The sequence below is a fragment of the Amycolatopsis balhimycina FH 1894 genome, from assembly GCF_000384295.1.
In the GTDB taxonomy this organism is placed as follows: Bacteria; Actinomycetota; Actinomycetes; order Mycobacteriales; family Pseudonocardiaceae; genus Amycolatopsis; species Amycolatopsis balhimycina.
Genome location: NZ_KB913037.1, coordinates 7000996 through 7016291 on the forward strand (window position 1 = coordinate 7000996; position 15296 = coordinate 7016291).

Annotated in this window: 15 protein-coding genes and 2 tRNA genes; 10 read left to right on the top strand and 7 right to left on the bottom strand. The window is 69.7% G+C overall.

What is annotated here, in order from left to right:
* Positions 1-333 precede the first annotated feature (333 nt).
* Positions 334-1938: a citramalate synthase gene (gene cimA, locus A3CE_RS0132125; RefSeq protein WP_020644212.1), complete on the top strand. Its 1605-nt coding sequence runs from the start codon at positions 334-336 to the stop codon at positions 1936-1938.
* Between the two features lie 93 nt (positions 1939-2031).
* A complete protein-coding gene (locus A3CE_RS0132130; RefSeq protein WP_020644213.1) occupies positions 2032-2802 on the top strand; it encodes a fumarylacetoacetate hydrolase family protein in 771 nt (256 codons plus the stop codon).
* A gap of 62 nt (positions 2803-2864) precedes the next feature.
* Here A3CE_RS0132130 and A3CE_RS0132135 read toward each other — a convergent pair whose 3' ends face one another.
* Positions 2865-4103, bottom strand: coding sequence for an FAD-dependent oxidoreductase (locus A3CE_RS0132135; RefSeq protein ID WP_043792763.1), 1239 nt, complete (start codon positions 4101-4103; stop codon positions 2865-2867).
* A gap of 566 nt (positions 4104-4669) precedes the next feature.
* Here A3CE_RS0132135 and A3CE_RS0132140 point away from each other — a divergent pair.
* The 3 genes from A3CE_RS0132140 to A3CE_RS0132150 all read left to right on the top strand — a co-directional run bounded on the left by A3CE_RS0132140 (position 4670) and on the right by A3CE_RS0132150 (position 5699).
* Entirely contained in the window at positions 4670-5404 is a 735-nt protein-coding gene (locus A3CE_RS0132140) for an HAD family hydrolase (RefSeq protein ID WP_043792765.1), read from the top strand.
* Positions 5405-5453: 49 nt separating this feature from the next.
* Positions 5454-5525, top strand: a tRNA-Gln gene (locus A3CE_RS0132145).
* Positions 5526-5626: 101 nt separating this feature from the next.
* Positions 5627-5699: transfer RNA gene (locus tag A3CE_RS0132150), tRNA-Glu, on the top strand.
* 310 nt (positions 5700-6009) lie between these two features.
* Here the strand turns inward: A3CE_RS0132150 and A3CE_RS0132155 are convergent.
* On the bottom strand, positions 6010-7008 hold the full coding sequence (locus A3CE_RS0132155) for a helix-turn-helix transcriptional regulator (protein ID WP_020644216.1): 999 nt from the start codon (positions 7006-7008) through the stop codon (positions 6010-6012).
* 94 nt (positions 7009-7102) lie between these two features.
* Between A3CE_RS0132155 and A3CE_RS0132160 the strand changes: the two genes are divergently transcribed.
* Positions 7103-7498, top strand: a complete 396-nt coding sequence (locus A3CE_RS0132160) for a RidA family protein (protein ID WP_020644217.1) — start codon at positions 7103-7105, stop codon at positions 7496-7498.
* Between the two features lie 39 nt (positions 7499-7537).
* Here A3CE_RS0132160 and A3CE_RS0132165 read toward each other — a convergent pair whose 3' ends face one another.
* The 3 genes from A3CE_RS0132165 to A3CE_RS0132175 form a co-directional block, all read right to left on the bottom strand.
* Positions 7538-8416 carry an SAM-dependent methyltransferase gene (locus A3CE_RS0132165; RefSeq protein ID WP_020644218.1) on the bottom strand — a complete coding sequence of 293 codons (879 nt, stop codon included), beginning with the start codon at positions 8414-8416 and terminating at the stop codon, positions 7538-7540.
* 68 nt (positions 8417-8484) lie between these two features.
* Entirely contained in the window at positions 8485-9366 is an 882-nt protein-coding gene (locus A3CE_RS51960) for a helix-turn-helix domain-containing protein (protein WP_020644219.1), read from the bottom strand.
* A gap of 141 nt (positions 9367-9507) precedes the next feature.
* Positions 9508-9747, bottom strand: a complete 240-nt coding sequence (locus tag A3CE_RS0132175) for a DUF397 domain-containing protein (protein WP_020644220.1) — start codon at positions 9745-9747, stop codon at positions 9508-9510.
* Between the two features lie 647 nt (positions 9748-10394).
* Here A3CE_RS0132175 and A3CE_RS56805 point away from each other — a divergent pair.
* The 4 genes from A3CE_RS56805 (at position 10395) to A3CE_RS0132195 (ending at position 14140) form a co-directional block, all read left to right on the top strand.
* Positions 10395-10790 (top strand): hypothetical protein, encoded by a 396-nt coding sequence (locus A3CE_RS56805; RefSeq protein ID WP_020644221.1) that lies wholly within the window; start codon positions 10395-10397, stop codon positions 10788-10790.
* A 116-nt stretch (positions 10791-10906) separates the two neighbouring features.
* The gene (locus A3CE_RS0132185; protein WP_020644222.1) at positions 10907-12406 is read left to right on the top strand and encodes a hypothetical protein; all 1500 of its coding nucleotides are present in this window, start codon (positions 10907-10909) and stop codon (positions 12404-12406) included.
* A complete protein-coding gene (locus A3CE_RS0132190) occupies positions 12403-13512 on the top strand; it encodes a hypothetical protein (protein WP_020644223.1) in 1110 nt (369 codons plus the stop codon). The genes A3CE_RS0132185 and A3CE_RS0132190 overlap by 4 nt, the downstream gene beginning before the upstream one ends.
* Positions 13513-13540: 28 nt before the next feature.
* Positions 13541-14140 (top strand): TetR/AcrR family transcriptional regulator, encoded by a 600-nt coding sequence (locus A3CE_RS0132195; RefSeq protein ID WP_020644224.1) that lies wholly within the window; start codon positions 13541-13543, stop codon positions 14138-14140.
* A 171-nt stretch (positions 14141-14311) separates the two neighbouring features.
* Here the strand turns inward: A3CE_RS0132195 and A3CE_RS0132200 are convergent, their stop codons facing one another.
* Together A3CE_RS0132200 and A3CE_RS0132205 are read right to left on the bottom strand one after the other, a co-directional pair.
* Positions 14312-14722: a histone-like nucleoid-structuring protein Lsr2 gene (locus A3CE_RS0132200; RefSeq protein WP_020644225.1), complete on the bottom strand. Its 411-nt coding sequence runs from the start codon at positions 14720-14722 to the stop codon at positions 14312-14314.
* A 193-nt stretch (positions 14723-14915) separates the two neighbouring features.
* Entirely contained in the window at positions 14916-15098 is a 183-nt protein-coding gene (locus A3CE_RS0132205; RefSeq protein WP_020644226.1) for a hypothetical protein, read from the bottom strand.
* Between the last annotated feature and the right edge of the window lie 198 nt (positions 15099-15296).

The following is a 15296-nucleotide window of genomic DNA, read 5'->3' on the forward strand; positions in this document are numbered from 1 at the left end:
CGGCCCGACTTGTCCACAGCCCCGCCGCGATGTGGACAACTTCGCTGCCGAACGGCTTTTCGGCCGGTTCTGTCGGTTGCCGCCGATAGACTGGACCGGGGTCAGCCCCCAGGGAGCGGTGGGGCATGGTTGGTGGGGGTTTCCCGGATGGTGGGAGCTTCGCCCAGGTTCTGGACGTGGCCGCCGGTGCTGTGGCATGATGCGACCGTGACCAGCTTCGCGATCATTATCGACGAGCGCGCCGGACGATAGCTCCACAAGAGCCCCCGGCGCGCAACCTCTCGCACCCATGCGGGAGGTTTTTTTGTTGCCTTGAAACGCTAGGAGAAGACCGTGACCCGCACGGAGCCCGCCGATACCCCGCTCGGCGACGCCTTCCACCTCTACGACACCACCCTGCGCGACGGTGCGCAGCGGGAGGGCATCTCCTACTCCGTCCAGGACAAGCTCGCCGTCGCGCGGCTGCTGGACGAGCTCGGTGTCGGGTTCATCGAAGGCGGCTGGCCCGGGGCGCTTCCCAAGGACACCGAATTCTTCGCCCGCGCCGCGAAGGGCGAGCTCAACCTGAAGCACGCGGCCCTCGTCGCTTTCGGGGCGACTCGCAAGGCCGGCACCACCGCCGACGCCGATCCGCAGGTCCGGGCGCTGCTCGACAGCGAGGCGCCGGTCATCACCCTCGTCGCCAAGTCCGACCTCAGGCACATCGAACGCGCTCTCCGCGTCGACGTCGACGAGGCCTGTGCCATGGTCCGGGACACCGTCGAGTTCCTGACGAACGAAGGGCGGCGGGTCTTCCTCGACGCCGAGCACTTCTTCGACGGTTACGCCAACTCTCCCGAGACGTCCCTCAAGGTCCTCGACGCGGCCGCCCACGCCGGCGCCGATGTCCTCGTGCTCTGCGACACCAACGGCGGCCAGCTGCCGCTCGGGCTCGCCGAGACCGTCCGGACGATCAAGGACAAGACCGGGTTCCGCCTCGGGATCCACTGTCAGGACGACACTTCCTGCGCCGTGGCGAACTCCGTCGCCGCGGTGCAGGCCGGCGCGACGCACGTCCAGTGCACCGCCAACGGTTACGGGGAGCGGGCCGGCAACGCCGACCTCTTCGCCGTGACGGGAAACCTGGTGACCAAGCTCGGCATGGACGTCCTCCCGACCGGAGGCGGCGCCGAGCTCACCCGGGTCTCCCATGCCCTTGCCGAAATCGCCAACCTCGCCCCCTACTCCCACCAGGCTTACGTAGGGGCGTCGGCTTTCGCTCACAAGGCGGGACTGCACGCGAGCGCGATCAAGGTGGATCCGTTGTTGTACAACCACATCGATCCGTCTTCCGTCGGCAACGACATGCGGGTACTGGTCACCGAGATGGCCGGCCGGGCCAGCCTCGAGCTCAAGGGACGTGAGCTCGGGGTCGACCTGGCCGGCCGGCCCGAGGCGCTGACGAGCGCGATCACGAAGGTCAAGCGGCTCGAGGCGGAAGGCTGGTCCTTCGAAGCCGCCGACGCCTCCCTCGAGCTCCTGCTGCGCCAGGAAGCCGATGTCCCGGTCGAATCGCCGTTCGAGCTCGAGTCCTACCGCGTGGTGCTCGACCACCGCCCGGACGGCGAGGTCATGGCCGAGGCGACGGTCAAGGTGCACGTCCGCGGGCAGCGCGTCATCGCCACCGCCGAGGGCATCGGCCCGGTGCACGCCCTCGACGCCGCCCTGCGGAAGGCGCTGAGCCCGCACTTGTCCTGGTTGGACAGTGTGGAGCTGGCCGACTACAAGGTCCGGATCCTCCAGGGGCACCCGGGGACCGACGCGGTGACGCGCGTGCTGGTCGAAAGCACCGACGGCGAACGCGAGTGGACCACCGTCGGGGTCCACGGGAACATCGTCGAGGCCAGCTGGCTCGCCCTGTGCGACGCGCTCGTGCACAAGAGCACGACCGTGGCCTGAGTCACAGTGACATCCGGGCCTTCGGCCCGGGCCGGGGGCTCCGCCACCCGGAACCCCCGAAGGCCGTTGGGTGGGCGCACGTAGACTGACCGCGTGCGCCTAGCCCGAATTGCTCATCCCGGTGGTGTCGCGTTCGCTTCGGTCGAAGGGGACGGTGACGACGCCCAGGTCCTGGAGATCGCCGAGCACCCGTTCGGCCAGCCCAACTTCACCGGCAAGCGGTGGCCGCTGGCCGACGTCCGGCTGCTCGCGCCGATCCTGCCGTCCAAGGTGATCGCCGTCGGCCGCAACTACGCCAAGCACGCGGCCGAGTTCGGCAACGAGGTGCCCGCCGCGCCGATGCTGTTCCTCAAGCCGTCGACCACGGTCGTCGGCCCGAACGCGCCCATCCGCCGCCCGTCCGGCGTCGGCCGCGTCGACTTCGAGGGCGAGCTCGCCATCGTCATCGGCCAGCCGGTCAAGAACGTCCCCGCGGCCCGCGCCGCGAGCGCGATCCTCGGCTACACCGTCGCCAACGACGTCAGCGCCCGCGACCTGCAGAAGTCCGACGGCCAGTGGGGCCGCGCGAAGGGCTTCGACACCTTCTGCCCGCTCGGGCCGTGGATCGAGACGTCGCTCGACGCGTCCGACCTGACGCTGAGGTCCGAAGTCGACGGCGAACTGAAGCAGGACGGCCGCACTTCGGACCTCGTCCACAAGATCCCCGAGCTCGTCGAGTTCGTCTCCGGGGTCATGACGCTGCTGCCCGGCGACGTCATCCTCACCGGCACCCCGGAGGGCGTCGGCCCGATCGAGGGCGGCCAGAGCGTCTCGATCACCATCGAAGGCATCGGCACCCTGACCAACCCGGTCGAAAGCGTCTGACCCGTAATTCGTGAAGGCCACCTTCAGGAACTACAAGTTCCTGAAGGTGGCCTTCACGGCTTTCAGCGGCCCGCCGGCTCCATCGGGCGGCGGGCGAACGCCGGCGCGTGCTCGGGGCGCAGGCCGAGACCCAGCAGCCGCGCGGGGAAGTACGAGAGCTTCGGGAACCGCGCGAACAGCTTGATCATCGGTGCCGGCGGGCCGTTGCGCTTGCCCGCCATCACCGCGCGCATCACGGTCCGGTGCAGCAGCCGCTGCAGGCCCTGCACCAGGAGCGTCGGCGCCAGCCGGCGCGAGCGCACCTTCGCCAGGTCCGCCTCCGAGGGACGGCCCCGCCGCAGCGGTTCGGCCAGCAGCGTCGCCGCCGCGACCGCGTCCTGCACCGCCAGGTTGATGCCGACCCCGCCGATCGGCGACATCGCGTGCGCCGCGTCGCCGATGCAGAGCAGCCCGTCGACGTGCCACCGGCGCAGCAGGTTGAGCCGCACGTCGAGGAACTTGACGTCGTCCATCGACTCCAGTTCGTGCACCCGGTCGGCGAACTCGGGGCAGATCTGCGTGACGTTGTGCCGGAACGCCTCGATGCCCTGCTTGCGCAGGTCGTCGCCCTTCGGGCTGAGGTAGGCGACCTGGAAGAAGCCGGGCCGGGGGAGCGGCACGGCGAACCGGCGGTCGTGCATCCTCGGCATCAGCGTGCCGCCTCCGTTGCCGTCGGCCCGCGAGAGCCGGAACCACCAGACGTCGAACGGGCAGTCGTACTCGCGCGGTACGAGACCGGCTTCGCGCCGTGCCAGTGACCACCGGCCGTCCGCGGCGATGACCAGGTCGGCGCGGACTTCGCCGGTCTCACCGGCCACCGTGCGGTAGGTGACACCGGCCACCCGGCCGTGCTCGCGGACCAGACCGGTGCACTCGGTCTCCGTCCGCAGGACGAAGGTCGGCTCTTTCCGGGCGCTTTCGGCGAGCAGGTCGAGGAAGTCCCACTGCGGCACCATCGCGATGTAGGGGTGCGCGACCTTCAGCCGGGTGAAGTCGGCGAGCTTCATCATCTCGCCGTCCTCCATCGGGAAGCCCGCCGCGCTCAGCTCGCTGTGCGGCAGCGCGTGGAACTTCTCGCCGAGGCCCAGCTCGTCGAGCAGGGTGAGCGTCGACGGGTGGACCGTGTCGCCGCGGAAGTCACGCAGGAAGTCGGCGTGCTTCTCCAGCACCGTCACCTCGACGCCGGCCCGGGCCAGCAGAAGTCCCGTGACCATCCCGGCCGGCCCGCCACCGATGACGACGCAGCTCGTGCGCTCGGTCATCTCGACCATCTCCCTTATTCATCGCTTGTTGAATAAGCTGAGAATGCACCCCCGCTGGGGCGGCGTCAAGCGATGTGGCGAGAGATACGCTGATCGGGCGACGGACGGGGTGCCCGGTGGTCCGTCCGTGTTTCGTGTGTTTCGTCCGCGTTTCGCGGCGGGCCGGTGGCGAGAAACCGTCCAAACGCGACCGTTCGCCGGATCTCTTCGACCTCGGGGGCGGGCGTCGGCTCCGGGGTGCCGACCCACCGATGTGGACAGACGGATTGACCTTTCGCCGCAACGGTTTCGGATCAGATCGTGCCGTCGCCGAACCTTCTGCCGCGGTGCGCGCCGAAGGAGCCGCGCCGTGGCCGGATAACCGAAAGAAGACGGTTCGCCAACTGGGAGTAGAGCCGATGCGCCGGAACAGGCGAGTGGCAATCACCTCTTTGGCAGCGTCGCGAACGCGGCGGTTGCCCTAGCCTCACTGGGTGGATTTCGCCCTGGCACCCCGGACCCCTTCGCGAATCGCCCCGCCCGCCGCGGCGGCGTCCGAGCCCTGGGCACCGCCCGAGCTCCGGCTGGTGTGCCTGGACATCGACGACACCTTGATCGACTGCACCGCCGCGATCCGCCGCAGCCTCCACATCCTCACCGGCCGCGGCGATCTGTGGCCGTTGTGGGACCTGATCACCGAAGAGCACGTCGCCCTGGTCGTCGCCGGTGAGCTCGACTACGCGACCATGCACCAGCGGCGCACCGACTGCTTCCTCGCCGAACTCGGCATCCTCGCCGACGCCGAGCAGGTCAGCTCCTTCGAGCGCCGCCGAAGAGAGCTGCTCGACCACTCCTGGCAACTGTTCGACGACGTCGTCCCGTGCCTGGAGTGGCTGCGCGCGGCCGGGCTGACCTTGGCCGCCGTCACGAACGCCTCGGGCGCCCACCAGCGGAAGAAGATTGCCGACCTGGGCCTGGCCCCGTTCTTCGACCACGTCGCCATCGCCGGCGAGCTGGGAGTGGCGAAACCCGACCCGGTGATGTTCCACACGGTCTGCCTGGGCATGGGCTGCGCCCCTGACCAGGCGGTTCACGTGGGGGACAAACTGGACACCGACGCGATCGGCGCCCGCGACGCCGGCCTCGGCGCGGTGTGGCTCGACCGCGACGGCATCGGCGAGCGCGCGCCCGAAGGCGTCCGCACCGTCGCCGGCCTCGCCGAGCTGCCTGAGCTGCTGGTTTCGGAGTACGCCACGATCGGGGTCCCCGCCCAGCGCAGCACGGGCACCCCCGCGTTCACCGTCCGGAACGGCGTGCTCTAGTATTTCTCCTCGTGCGGTGCTGAACCGGCCAGCCGGAGCGGTACCTCACTGGGGTATGGTGTAATTGGCAGCACGACTGGTTCTGGTCCAGTTAGTCTAGGTTCGAGTCCTGGTACCCCAGCTGCGGAGAGTGACCCCCCTGCGGGGCGAGAAATCGCCTCTGGTAAGTTCTCTCCAGCAAGAAAAACAGAAAAGCCCCTGGGAAACCAGGGAAGATCCTAAGCCCCCGTCGTCTAGCGGCCTAGGACGCCGGCCTCTCACGCCGGTAGCGTGGGTTCGAATCCCATCGGGGGTACAACAGCTCTCACCCCAGCGGGACTGACCGAGGTCGATCCCGTTTTCTGCTGTCCAGATGCCACGGCGTCGGAGATCCTTTCCGCGGCTTGAGCCGTCTTGGACAAGTGATCAACGGGCGGTTCGACCGTGATCCGGCTGGAGACGAGCCTGCCAAGCCGGGCCGGGTGCTCTTCGTCCGAAGCGCCTCTCGGTACGGAGGCCGTCCAGAGCGCATTGTGGACACTTCGGCCAAGGCCTCGCCGCCGGACCAAGGCCGTGGACCACCCGACCTGTCAGTCCCTTGTGGACACTTCTGGTCGCGGGCGTTCTCAGCCCGCTGCCCGGGCGACGGACTCCCGGGGCGAATCCCCGTAGCGGGCGGCGATCGCGGCGGCGCGGTCGCGCAGGGCGGTCCGCAGCGACGCCGGGGCCAGGGCTTCCGCGTCCGTGCCGAGCTGCCACAGTGCCCACTCGGCGTGCCGGGAATCCTGGAACGTCACCTCCAGCCGCAGCCCGCCGCCGGTGTCCGGTTCCTCGGCGCGGACGGCCACCGCGGTGTTCAGCAGGTCCTCCCGCCGGTCCGGGTGCACCCGGACGAGCACGGTGAGGTGGCCGTCGGCGAGGAACCGGGCGCAGCGCCGGTGCCAGATCCGGGCCAGGTCGACCCGGTTCGGCCGCTCGGCCGGTTCGGGGAGGTCTTCGGCGGCCAGCACCCGCGACAGCCGGTAGGTGCGGTCCTCGCCGGATCTCGTCGCCAGCAGGTACGTCCGTTCGCGGACGGTGACCAGGCCGATCGGGTCCACCGTGCGCCAGCGGGGTTCCTGGTCCGTTGCGGCGTAGTGGATGCGGAGCTTGTGCCCGGCGAGCACCGCGCGCCGGACCGCGAGCATCGTCGTGCCGGGCAGCTCTTCGGTGACCGCGCGGCGGGAAAGCAGGTCGGTCTCCGGTTCGACGAGGAACCGCTGGGCCGCGTCGTTCGCGGTGGCCCGGTGCCCTTCGGGCAGCGCGTCGAGCACCTTGCGCATGGCCGACGCGAGCGCCGAGCCGAGGCCGAACACCTGCTCGCCACGTCCGGATCCGGCGGTCAGCAAGGCCAGCGCCTCGTCGTGGTTCAGCCCGGTGAGCTCGGTCCGGAACCCGGGCAGCAACGCGAAACCGCCGTGCCTGCCGCGTTCGGCGTAGACCGGGACGCCGGCCGCGGACAGCGCCTCGATGTCGCGAAGCACGGTCCGGGTGGAGACCTCCAGCTCGCGGGCCAGGGCGTCCGCGGTCAGCCGGCCACGCTGACGCAGCAGGAGCACCAGCGAGACCAGCCGGTCGGCGCGCATGGCGAAACCCTAGCGAATACCCGACACAGGATGTCGTGATTCGCCGAGAGGCTCCCCGCAGGTACCCGATGAACCGAATGGAGCTGAAGTGGCAGTGGAACGAACCGCGGTCAACCCGGTGACGTGGTCGCTGGAGATGGGGTTCAACCAGGGCGAGCTCGTCTCCGGGCCCACCCGGACCCTGTACTGCTCCGGGCAGACCGCGATGAACGGCGACGGCAAGCCCGAGCACGACGGCGACATGGCGGCACAGCTGGCGCTGAGCCTCGCCAACCTGGAGGCCGTGCTCGGCGAGGCCGGCATGTCACTGGCGAACCTCGTCCGGCTGAACGTCTACACCACCGACGTCGACCTGCTGTTCCCGCACTACGGCGTGCTGGCGGCGCGGCTGGGCGCCGCCGGGGTGGCCCCGGCCACCACGATGCTCGGGGTGACCCGGCTGGCGATCCCCGGTCAGCTGGTCGAGCTCGAGGGCACCGCCGTCGCGTGAGGCGACCTGCCGCTCGGGGCCGGCCCCGAGCGGCAGCCGCTACTCCTTCTTCGCCGCCCCGGCGAGGACGATGGCTTCGCTCGCCTCGCCGAGATCCGGTGTCTCGTCGGTGACCGTCGCTTCTTCGGGGTGCCACAGCGGTGTCCAGGTCAGGCCGGGCTCGATCATCCGGAAGTCGCCGAACAGTTCGCGGATCTGCTGCCGCGTCCGCCAGATGACCGGGTTGCCCGCCCCGTCGTACATGGTCTTGATGTTCTCCAGCATCCCGGCGAACTCGTCCGGTATTCCTTCGCTCGTGACGTGCGAAATGCCCAGGTACGAACCGGGGGCCAGCAGGTCGCGGTAGGTCGCGACGAGCCGGGGCCCGAGATCGGCGGATTCGGGGCTGTCCGGGGACGGCAGCTGCTGGATGTGGAGCACCGCGATCATCAGGAGCGCGACCGGCCGGTCCAGGTCGATGACGCCGGTTTCCGCGATCCTTTCCCACAGCCGCCCGGGATCGCGCAGGTCCCCGTGGATGGCGGTGTGCCGGTCTTCGTCGCCGTACTGGCGCAGCAGGCTGCGGGAGTGCGCGACGGCGACCGGTTCGTGGTCGACGTAGGCGACGCGCACCTCGCCGGGAGCCACCTGGTCCGCGACCTCGTGGGCGTGCCCCATTGTCGGCACGCCGGACCCGAGGTCGACGAACTGCCGGATCCCCAGTTTCGTGAGGTGCCGGACGAGCCGGTGGAGGAACAGCCGGTTGGACCGGGCGATCGGGCGCAGGATCGGGAACTTGCCGAGCAGTTGTTCGGCGAATTGGCGATCGATTTCCCAGTTGGTGTCGCCGCCGAGGAAGTAGTCGTAGATCCGGGCGACGCTGGGCTGGCTGAGGTCGACGCCGGCCGGGGGAAATGGTTCGCTGTCCGCAGTCGTCACTGTTCCGCTCCCCGTGGCGTGTGTGGTCGGATCATCTTATTCGGGCCGTTTGCCCGGTGCAGGCGGCATCAGGGTGACCCCTGGCACCGGTCGAGTGCTTTTTCGAGGACTTCGCGTGCCTGTCCGGTGCCGAGCGCGGATTCGCGCAGGCGGTTCCAGGATTCGTAGAGGTGATCGATGTCCAATCCGCCGGGATCGGTCGTCACCAGGGTGCCCAGGAGATCGCTGTAGCCGAGCGGCGGTTCCGGTTCCGCGAACTCCATGATCGTGAAATCGGGATTGACGTGCAGGCGGCGGGCGTACGGGACCACGCGGATGTCGATGTTCGGATTCCGGTCGGAAAGGGCGAGCAGATGCTTGAGCTGGTCGACGGCGACGTACTTGTTCACGGTTTCGCACTGGACGAGCCGTTCGACCGCGCTTTCGCTGATCAGGAATTCGTACCGGCACCCGGGATTCTCCGTGAAGGCCCTGATCGTGCGGGCCGCCCGCTCGGTGACCGCGTTGGCGATGTCGTCGACGTCGTGTTCGGAGAACTGCGCGATCATGTAGCTCTCGGCCTGCAGGAGGCCCTTCAGGCGCTCGCCGGTCCAGCTCAGGATCGTGGTCGCGGACGGTTCGCACCGCAGGATCCGGCGGAACCACGGCGCGCCGGAGTCGATCAGGTGCCGGTCGCGTTCCTCCCGCCCGCGCTCGTTGACGGCGTTCATCCGGCGGAGTTCGGCTTCCTCCGCGGGCGTGGCCTCGAGGGCCGTGATGACCTTTTCGAGGACGCTCGAGCTGCCTTTGTACCCCTTCTCCAGCCGGGAGATCACGCTCTGGTGGTACGTGACCCGTTCGGCCAGTGCCGTCTGGGTCAACCCGGCTCGGCGGCGCAGGTCGCGGACCCGGAGGCCGAGCTGCTTGCGCAGCTCGTTGTCGTCCGGTGAGGAGGAGGGCGCCCGCGCCACTTCAGGTCGTCCAATCGGGAGGGATGGTGCCCGATGATAGTAGGAAGGGCAGCCGGAGAAGCACGGTGAGTTGGCCGCGCGGCCGCGCTTCCCCTGGCCGGGCGCCGGAAATCCACCCCACCGGGTGCGACCCGGCCGGGATCACCCCCGCCGGAAGCCGCCCCGGTCCAGGCCGCCGGTGAAGGAGTCCCACTCGGCCGTGGTGAACACGAGGACCGGGCCGTCGGCCAGCTTCGTGTCCCTGAGCGCGACCAGGCCGGGCCGGCTGAAGTTGAGCTCGACGCAGTCGCCCTGGTCGGGGCCGCACAGTGCGCTCCGCTGCCAGCCGGTCGTGTCGAACGCGTCCCCGGCGGCCATCGGGTCGTAGCTGCGGATGTCCATGTCTCCCCCTGTGTCAAGCGGAAGCGAAAGGTTCGAATATGTGACTTATTCAGCCTTAGATCCTGAATATTCCGATGGCAAGCGAGCGGGACGAATTGCTGCCGATACGTGGGAAGTTTTCACCCGAATGGCGTGTTGCGCGCGAAGCTGCACGTGCGTGTGCAGATGCCGACAGGTGTGCCGTCGTGGTCTGCATATTCCGTCGCGGAACGGAATATTTCCCGTTTTCGGCCGAGTGCTGCCGAGGGAGGAGTGGTCGCTACGCCGTTGCGGTGAGCGGCGTGTCCGCCGGATGGCACCGATGGTGTGGCGCGGTACGCCAAAGGTGCAGGCCACTGTCGCGAAAGTGTGACACCTTGGTGCTTTCGGGTGGGGTACCGGCCGGTCCGGCGGTGCCGGATCGCTCGGCCGCAGCCGTGCGCACCCTGCTGATCGAACCGCTAAGTTGGGATTTCACGCGGGCCGGTCGTCCGCCCACGTCCCCTTTCATGGAGTGCACGACATGCGATTCATTCTTCCGCCGGGTCTCGCCCGGATCGGTGCCGGGAAGCCGCGGGGCTGACCGGCCGGCGAAAAGCCGCGAAACTCGCCGTCAGGGGTGAGCGGACCACGCGGACGCAGAAGCAAAAGGTGAACCACCATGCGCGGTGTTCGACACCGCCGAGAAGGAGTCCCCGCTTACGCCCGACGAACGCAAGCTGGTGCTCTTTCCGCTGACCGCCCTCGCCGACCAGGCTCGCTTGCCCTATCGAGGAATGAGAAACGTCATGTCCGCCGAACACCGCGCCCGAAACTGCCGCGTCGTCGCCGCCCGGATCCGGCTCGGCGTTCCCCGCGCCGACGGCCGCCGGGTGGGGGAACGCGACCGGCAGGTCCATTTCGTCGCCCTGCCCGCGGGCAAGCCGGTTCCGCTGGTGCTGAGAACCCTGTGCGGTGATCCGCTGGCCCGGGAGGCGACGGATCTGCTCGACTCCATCGCGGGAATGCCGTGTGTCCGATGTCTGGCCTCGGTGCCGCGGGCGGCGGGCGCCGGGGCTCCCTGACGATCATCCACTGTGGACAGTGCCGCCGCCGGGCGCGGCCGGTCCCTTGACACGCGGGTCCTGTCATTCATACATTCGATGTCTCTTTGTATGAATGACGTGGGGAGTTGGTCCGCATGCGGCTCGGCAAGACCGCCGTCGTCCTCGGGGGCAGTGCCGCCGGTCTGTGCGCCGCCGGGGCGCTCGCCGGGCACTTCGACCGGGTGCTGGTCCTGGAACGCGACGAGCTCCCGGCCGGCGCCGAGCACCGCCGCGGCGTGCCGCAGAGCAAGCACCCGCACTTCCTGCTGAACTCGGGACGGCGCGCGATCGGGGCGCTCTTCCCCGGGTTCGAGGACGACCTCATCGCCGCCGGCGGGCTGCACCTGATGCCGTCCATGGACGCCGCCTACCTCGACGGCGAGGGGTGGTCGGCCCGCAAGCGCGGGTCGATGACCATGGTCTACGGCTCGCGGATCCTCATCGAGCGCGTGCTGCGGGACAAGGTGCGGGGACTGGCCAACGTGGTCGTCCGCGAAGGGGTCACGGTCACCGGCCTGTCCACGCGGGGCGGCGGCACGGCGGGCGGCGGCGTCACCGGGGTCGATTTCACCGCTTCGACCGGCGACGAGCACATCGAAGCCGACTTCGTCGTGGACGCGCTGGGCCGTGGGTCCTCGGTGGGCGACTGGCTGGCGGCGGCGGGCTGGCCCCGGCCCGAAATCCAGACGCTCGACGCGAAGGTGACCTACACCTCGCGCTGGTACGACCTGCCCGCGCCGGCGCGGCGGCCCGCGTCCTGGTGGTGGCGGCACCTGGTGATCATGCCGACCCCGGACAAGGGCGAACACCCCGCCGAACACGAGTTCCTGGTCAACTTCTTCCCGATCGAAGGCAACCGCGCCATCGCGTGCATGGGCTCGTGGGGTCTCGAAATGCCCCGTAACACCGAAGCGTTCGTCGAGACGGCACGCCGGGTGCGGACGCCGTTGTTCGCCGCCGCGATGGACCGGTGCGCGCCCGTCTCGGAAGTCCACCTGACCCGGTCGACCGGCAACAAGTGGCGGCGCTACGACCGTCTCCGCACCCCGCCGGCCGGCCTGGTGTTCGTCGGCGACTCGATCTGCGCGTTCAACCCCTTCTACGCACAGGGGATCAGCTCGGCGGCGGCTTCGGCCCTGTTGCTGCGCGACCACCTCGCCCGCGCCGGACGGCTCGACGCGAAGTTCTCCGCGCGATTCTTCGCCGCGCAGCGCAAGCTGCTCCGCGTGCCGTGGCGCTTGGCGATGGCGAGGGACCAGGGTTACGCGTGCGCGGTGGGCACCGAGCGGCTGCCGGAGTGGCGGCGCCGCCTCGTCGAAGCCGTGTCCGGCCCGGCGTTCAGTCTCGTCGTGGGGGCCGCCCGGGAGTACGACGTGGTCGACGAGCACTTCGCCAAGGTGTTCAACCTCGACGAGTCGCTGGGGGACATGATGCGCAACCCGCGCGTGCTCGCCGGGCTCGTGCGCTACCGCGTCCGGGCGGCACTGGGCAAGCACCGCGTCCCCTTCGGGTTCGACCCGCAGGCCGAACCGCCGGCCACGGACTACTCACCCGGCGCTCGCGAAAGCACCGAGACGACGGCGGCCGCGCGGTGAGCGCCGGATGCGGACCGCAGGCCGACGCCGTCACCCGCGGCCTCGGCTTCGACTGCCACGACGTCGCGCCGGTGGTGTCCGTCCGTCCGCCGTGGGCGCTCGCCGGCTGGACGATGCCCCTGCTGGAGGTGCTCGTCGTCGGCGGCGCGGTTTTCGCGCTGGTGCACGCCGTTCGCCGGTACCGCGCGGGCGACCCGGTCAACCTGGCGCTGTGGTTCGCCTCGCTGGTCTACCTCTTCGTCACCGAACCGCCGCTGTACTTCCCGGAGTGGTTCGGCCTCGACCGGATCTACGGCTTCATCTTCGCCCACAACCGGTTCACCGTGCAGTTCATGGCGGACCGGCTGCCGCTCTACATCGTGGCGTTCTACCCGGCGTTCAGCCAGCTCGCCTACGAGCTCGTGCGGTCGTTCGGGATCTTCCGGCGGCGCGGCGCGCTGACCGGCTCGGTCGCCGTCGCCTTCGCCTGCCAGGTGTTCTACGAGGTCTTCGACCAGCTCGGCCCGCAGCTGAAGTGGTGGGCCTGGAACCCGGGCAACGACGTCGTCAACCATCCCGCGCTGGCGTCGGTGCCGATGACCAGCATGCTGCTGTTCGCTTCCGTTTCGATGGCGGCGATGACGTACCTGGTCGTGCGCCTGACCGGCGGCCCGGCGGCGGACGGCGGTCCGCGACGCGGGTGGCCGCTGGTGTGGCGCACCTTGGCGGCCGGCGTCCTCACCCCGCCGGCCATGGCGCTCGCCGGCATCCCGTCGAGCCTGGCCGGCACGAGCACCTCCGCGCGGGCGTGGATCCTCGGCGTCGAGCTGGCTCTGGTCTGGCTGGCCGGCGCCGGGATCGTCGTCTCGCACCTGCGATCCCCGGACCACGGGCCGGCCGAGCCGTTGTCCGCCTTCGCCCGGTTCTACCCGGCCCTGTACCTCGGCGGGATGGCGGTGTGCTGGATCGGCGCCCTCCCGGCGTACTTCGCCGCCCACGACGGCGTCACCGGTGACGGCACCCCGATCGGCAGCGGGCTCTACGCGCTCGCCTGCTTCGCAGGGGCCGGCCTGCTGCTGGTCGCGCTGTACCGCGAGGCCCACGCCAAGGCCCCTGCCCCGGCCTGAACGGCCGTGCTCGGGGAAGATGGAGCGCATGGGGCACCACGGATGGCAGGGCAACCCGCCCGGCACGGAAGACGAGGCACGCCGCCGGATCGTCGACGCGGCGACGGCGTGCCTCGACCGCGTCGGGCTGGCCAAGACCAGCCTGTCCGACGTCGCCGCCGAGGCCGGCGTGACCCGGCAGACCGTCTACCGCTACTTCCCCAGCCTGAAAGACATCCTCCGCGCCGTCGCCCTGGCCGGCGTCGAAGAGTTCGCCGGGCGGATGGAACGTCACCTGGCCACGTTCGGCAGCGCCGCCGAAGCCGCGGTCGAGTCGGTGGTCTACGCCGTCCGGACGGTCCCCGGTGAGCCCCACCTGGGTCTTCTGCTGCAGGCGGGCGAAGCCGACTTCTTCACCGACGGGGTCATTTCACCCTTGGCCTTTTCGTTCGGCGCGCGGATCCTCCGCAACGTGCCGGTCGACTGGGCGGGCGCCGGCATCACGACCGAAGACGACCTGCGGGGCCTCGCCGAAGTCCTGATGCGGCTCTTCATGTCGTTCCTGCAGTACCCGTCGGCGCCGGCGCTCACCGACGACGGGCTGCGGGCCCTCGTCCGCCGGTGGATCGGGCCGGCCCTGCGCGGGTGATTCCGCCGCGCGGGGAAATCCGCGGAAATCTTCACGAACTTCGCGGAGGCGGACGACGGTTGTGATGTCGGGCACGAAGGCACCGGCCTCCGTTGGCGGCGAGGGTTTCAGCCCTGGCCGCCAACGGACCGGCTGCCGTGATCTTCCCCCAGCGATCTTCCGGCCACCGCGTTACTTCTTCGCGGCGGCGACCTTCTTGCGCGGGGCACGCTTGCGCGGCGCGATGGGCGCTTCGGCTTCCTCGACCTGGGCCTGCTCGTAGGCGGCGATCACCTCGGAGGAAAGGCGTCCCCGCTCGGAGACCTCGTAGCCGTTCGAGTTGGCCCAGGCGCGGATCTGCTGGTTGCGCTCGCGGTCGGTCGTGCTGGTCGTGGTGGACTGGCCGGTGGCGACCCGGACCTTCCGGCCACCGATGCGACGGCCGGCCGCGATGAAGCGGGCCAGTTCGTCGCGCAGGGCGGCGGCGTTCTCGTCCGACAGGTCGATTTCGTAGGTGACGCCGTCGAGACCGAACTGAACGGTCTGCGCGGCGGTGCTGCCGTCGATGTCGTCCAGGATCTCGACGAGGACTTTCTGGGCCACGTGAATGCTCCTCAGTTGGATGTGCGTCCGGGGAACGCGACGTGTGACAAGTTGCACAATGGTCGGCGTTCTTCGGTGGAGTGTATCCACCCGAGGATAGGTACGGCAATTTCCCACCGCTCTCGCGGAACGGCGGGTGGCCCGGCCGGTCCGGAAAGGACCGGCCGGGCGGGCTAAAAGGAGTAAACGCGGCTCAGGTCCCCGAGGGCGTGGAGCCCTGCTCACCGTGGTGGTAGGGCGGATCCGTGGCCGGCGCCTCGTCGGCGGCATCGGCCAGCTCGACCTCCTTCGCGGCCTCTTTCGCCTCCTTGATCTGCTGCCGGCTCCGGGCGAGATCCGCTTCGGGGTCTTCCGGGGAGTTTTCGTTCGCGGTCATCGCCACTCCTTGCCGAGGTCGTCACACAGCTTTCTCACAGGAACGGCTACCCCGGAAGGCGGGAACGCAACCGTCGGCCTCCCGGTGCCGGTGGCGAGGGCGCCGGTGATTCCCGGCGGAAACAGCCCGGCCGGTGTTCACCCCAATGAGTGGGCGCCGTGAATGAGCCATTGAGGAGCCGCCGGGGAATTCTTCCGC

Coding starts and splice junctions, on each gene's coding strand:
- A3CE_RS0132205 (WP_020644226.1), bottom strand. CDS start 15,098: ATGACCGCGAACGAAAACTCCCCGGAAGACCCCGAAGCGGATCTCGCC.
- A3CE_RS0132135 (WP_043792763.1), bottom strand. CDS start 4,103: ATGACCGAGCGCACGAGCTGCGTCGTCATCGGTGGCGGGCCGGCCGGG.
- A3CE_RS0132185 (WP_020644222.1), top strand. CDS start 10,907: ATGCGGCTCGGCAAGACCGCCGTCGTCCTCGGGGGCAGTGCCGCCGGT.
- A3CE_RS0132175 (WP_020644220.1), bottom strand. CDS start 9,747: ATGGACATCCGCAGCTACGACCCGATGGCCGCCGGGGACGCGTTCGAC.
- A3CE_RS0132195 (WP_020644224.1), top strand. CDS start 13,541: ATGGGGCACCACGGATGGCAGGGCAACCCGCCCGGCACGGAAGACGAG.
- A3CE_RS0132155 (WP_020644216.1), bottom strand. CDS start 7,008: ATGCGCGCCGACCGGCTGGTCTCGCTGGTGCTCCTGCTGCGTCAGCGT.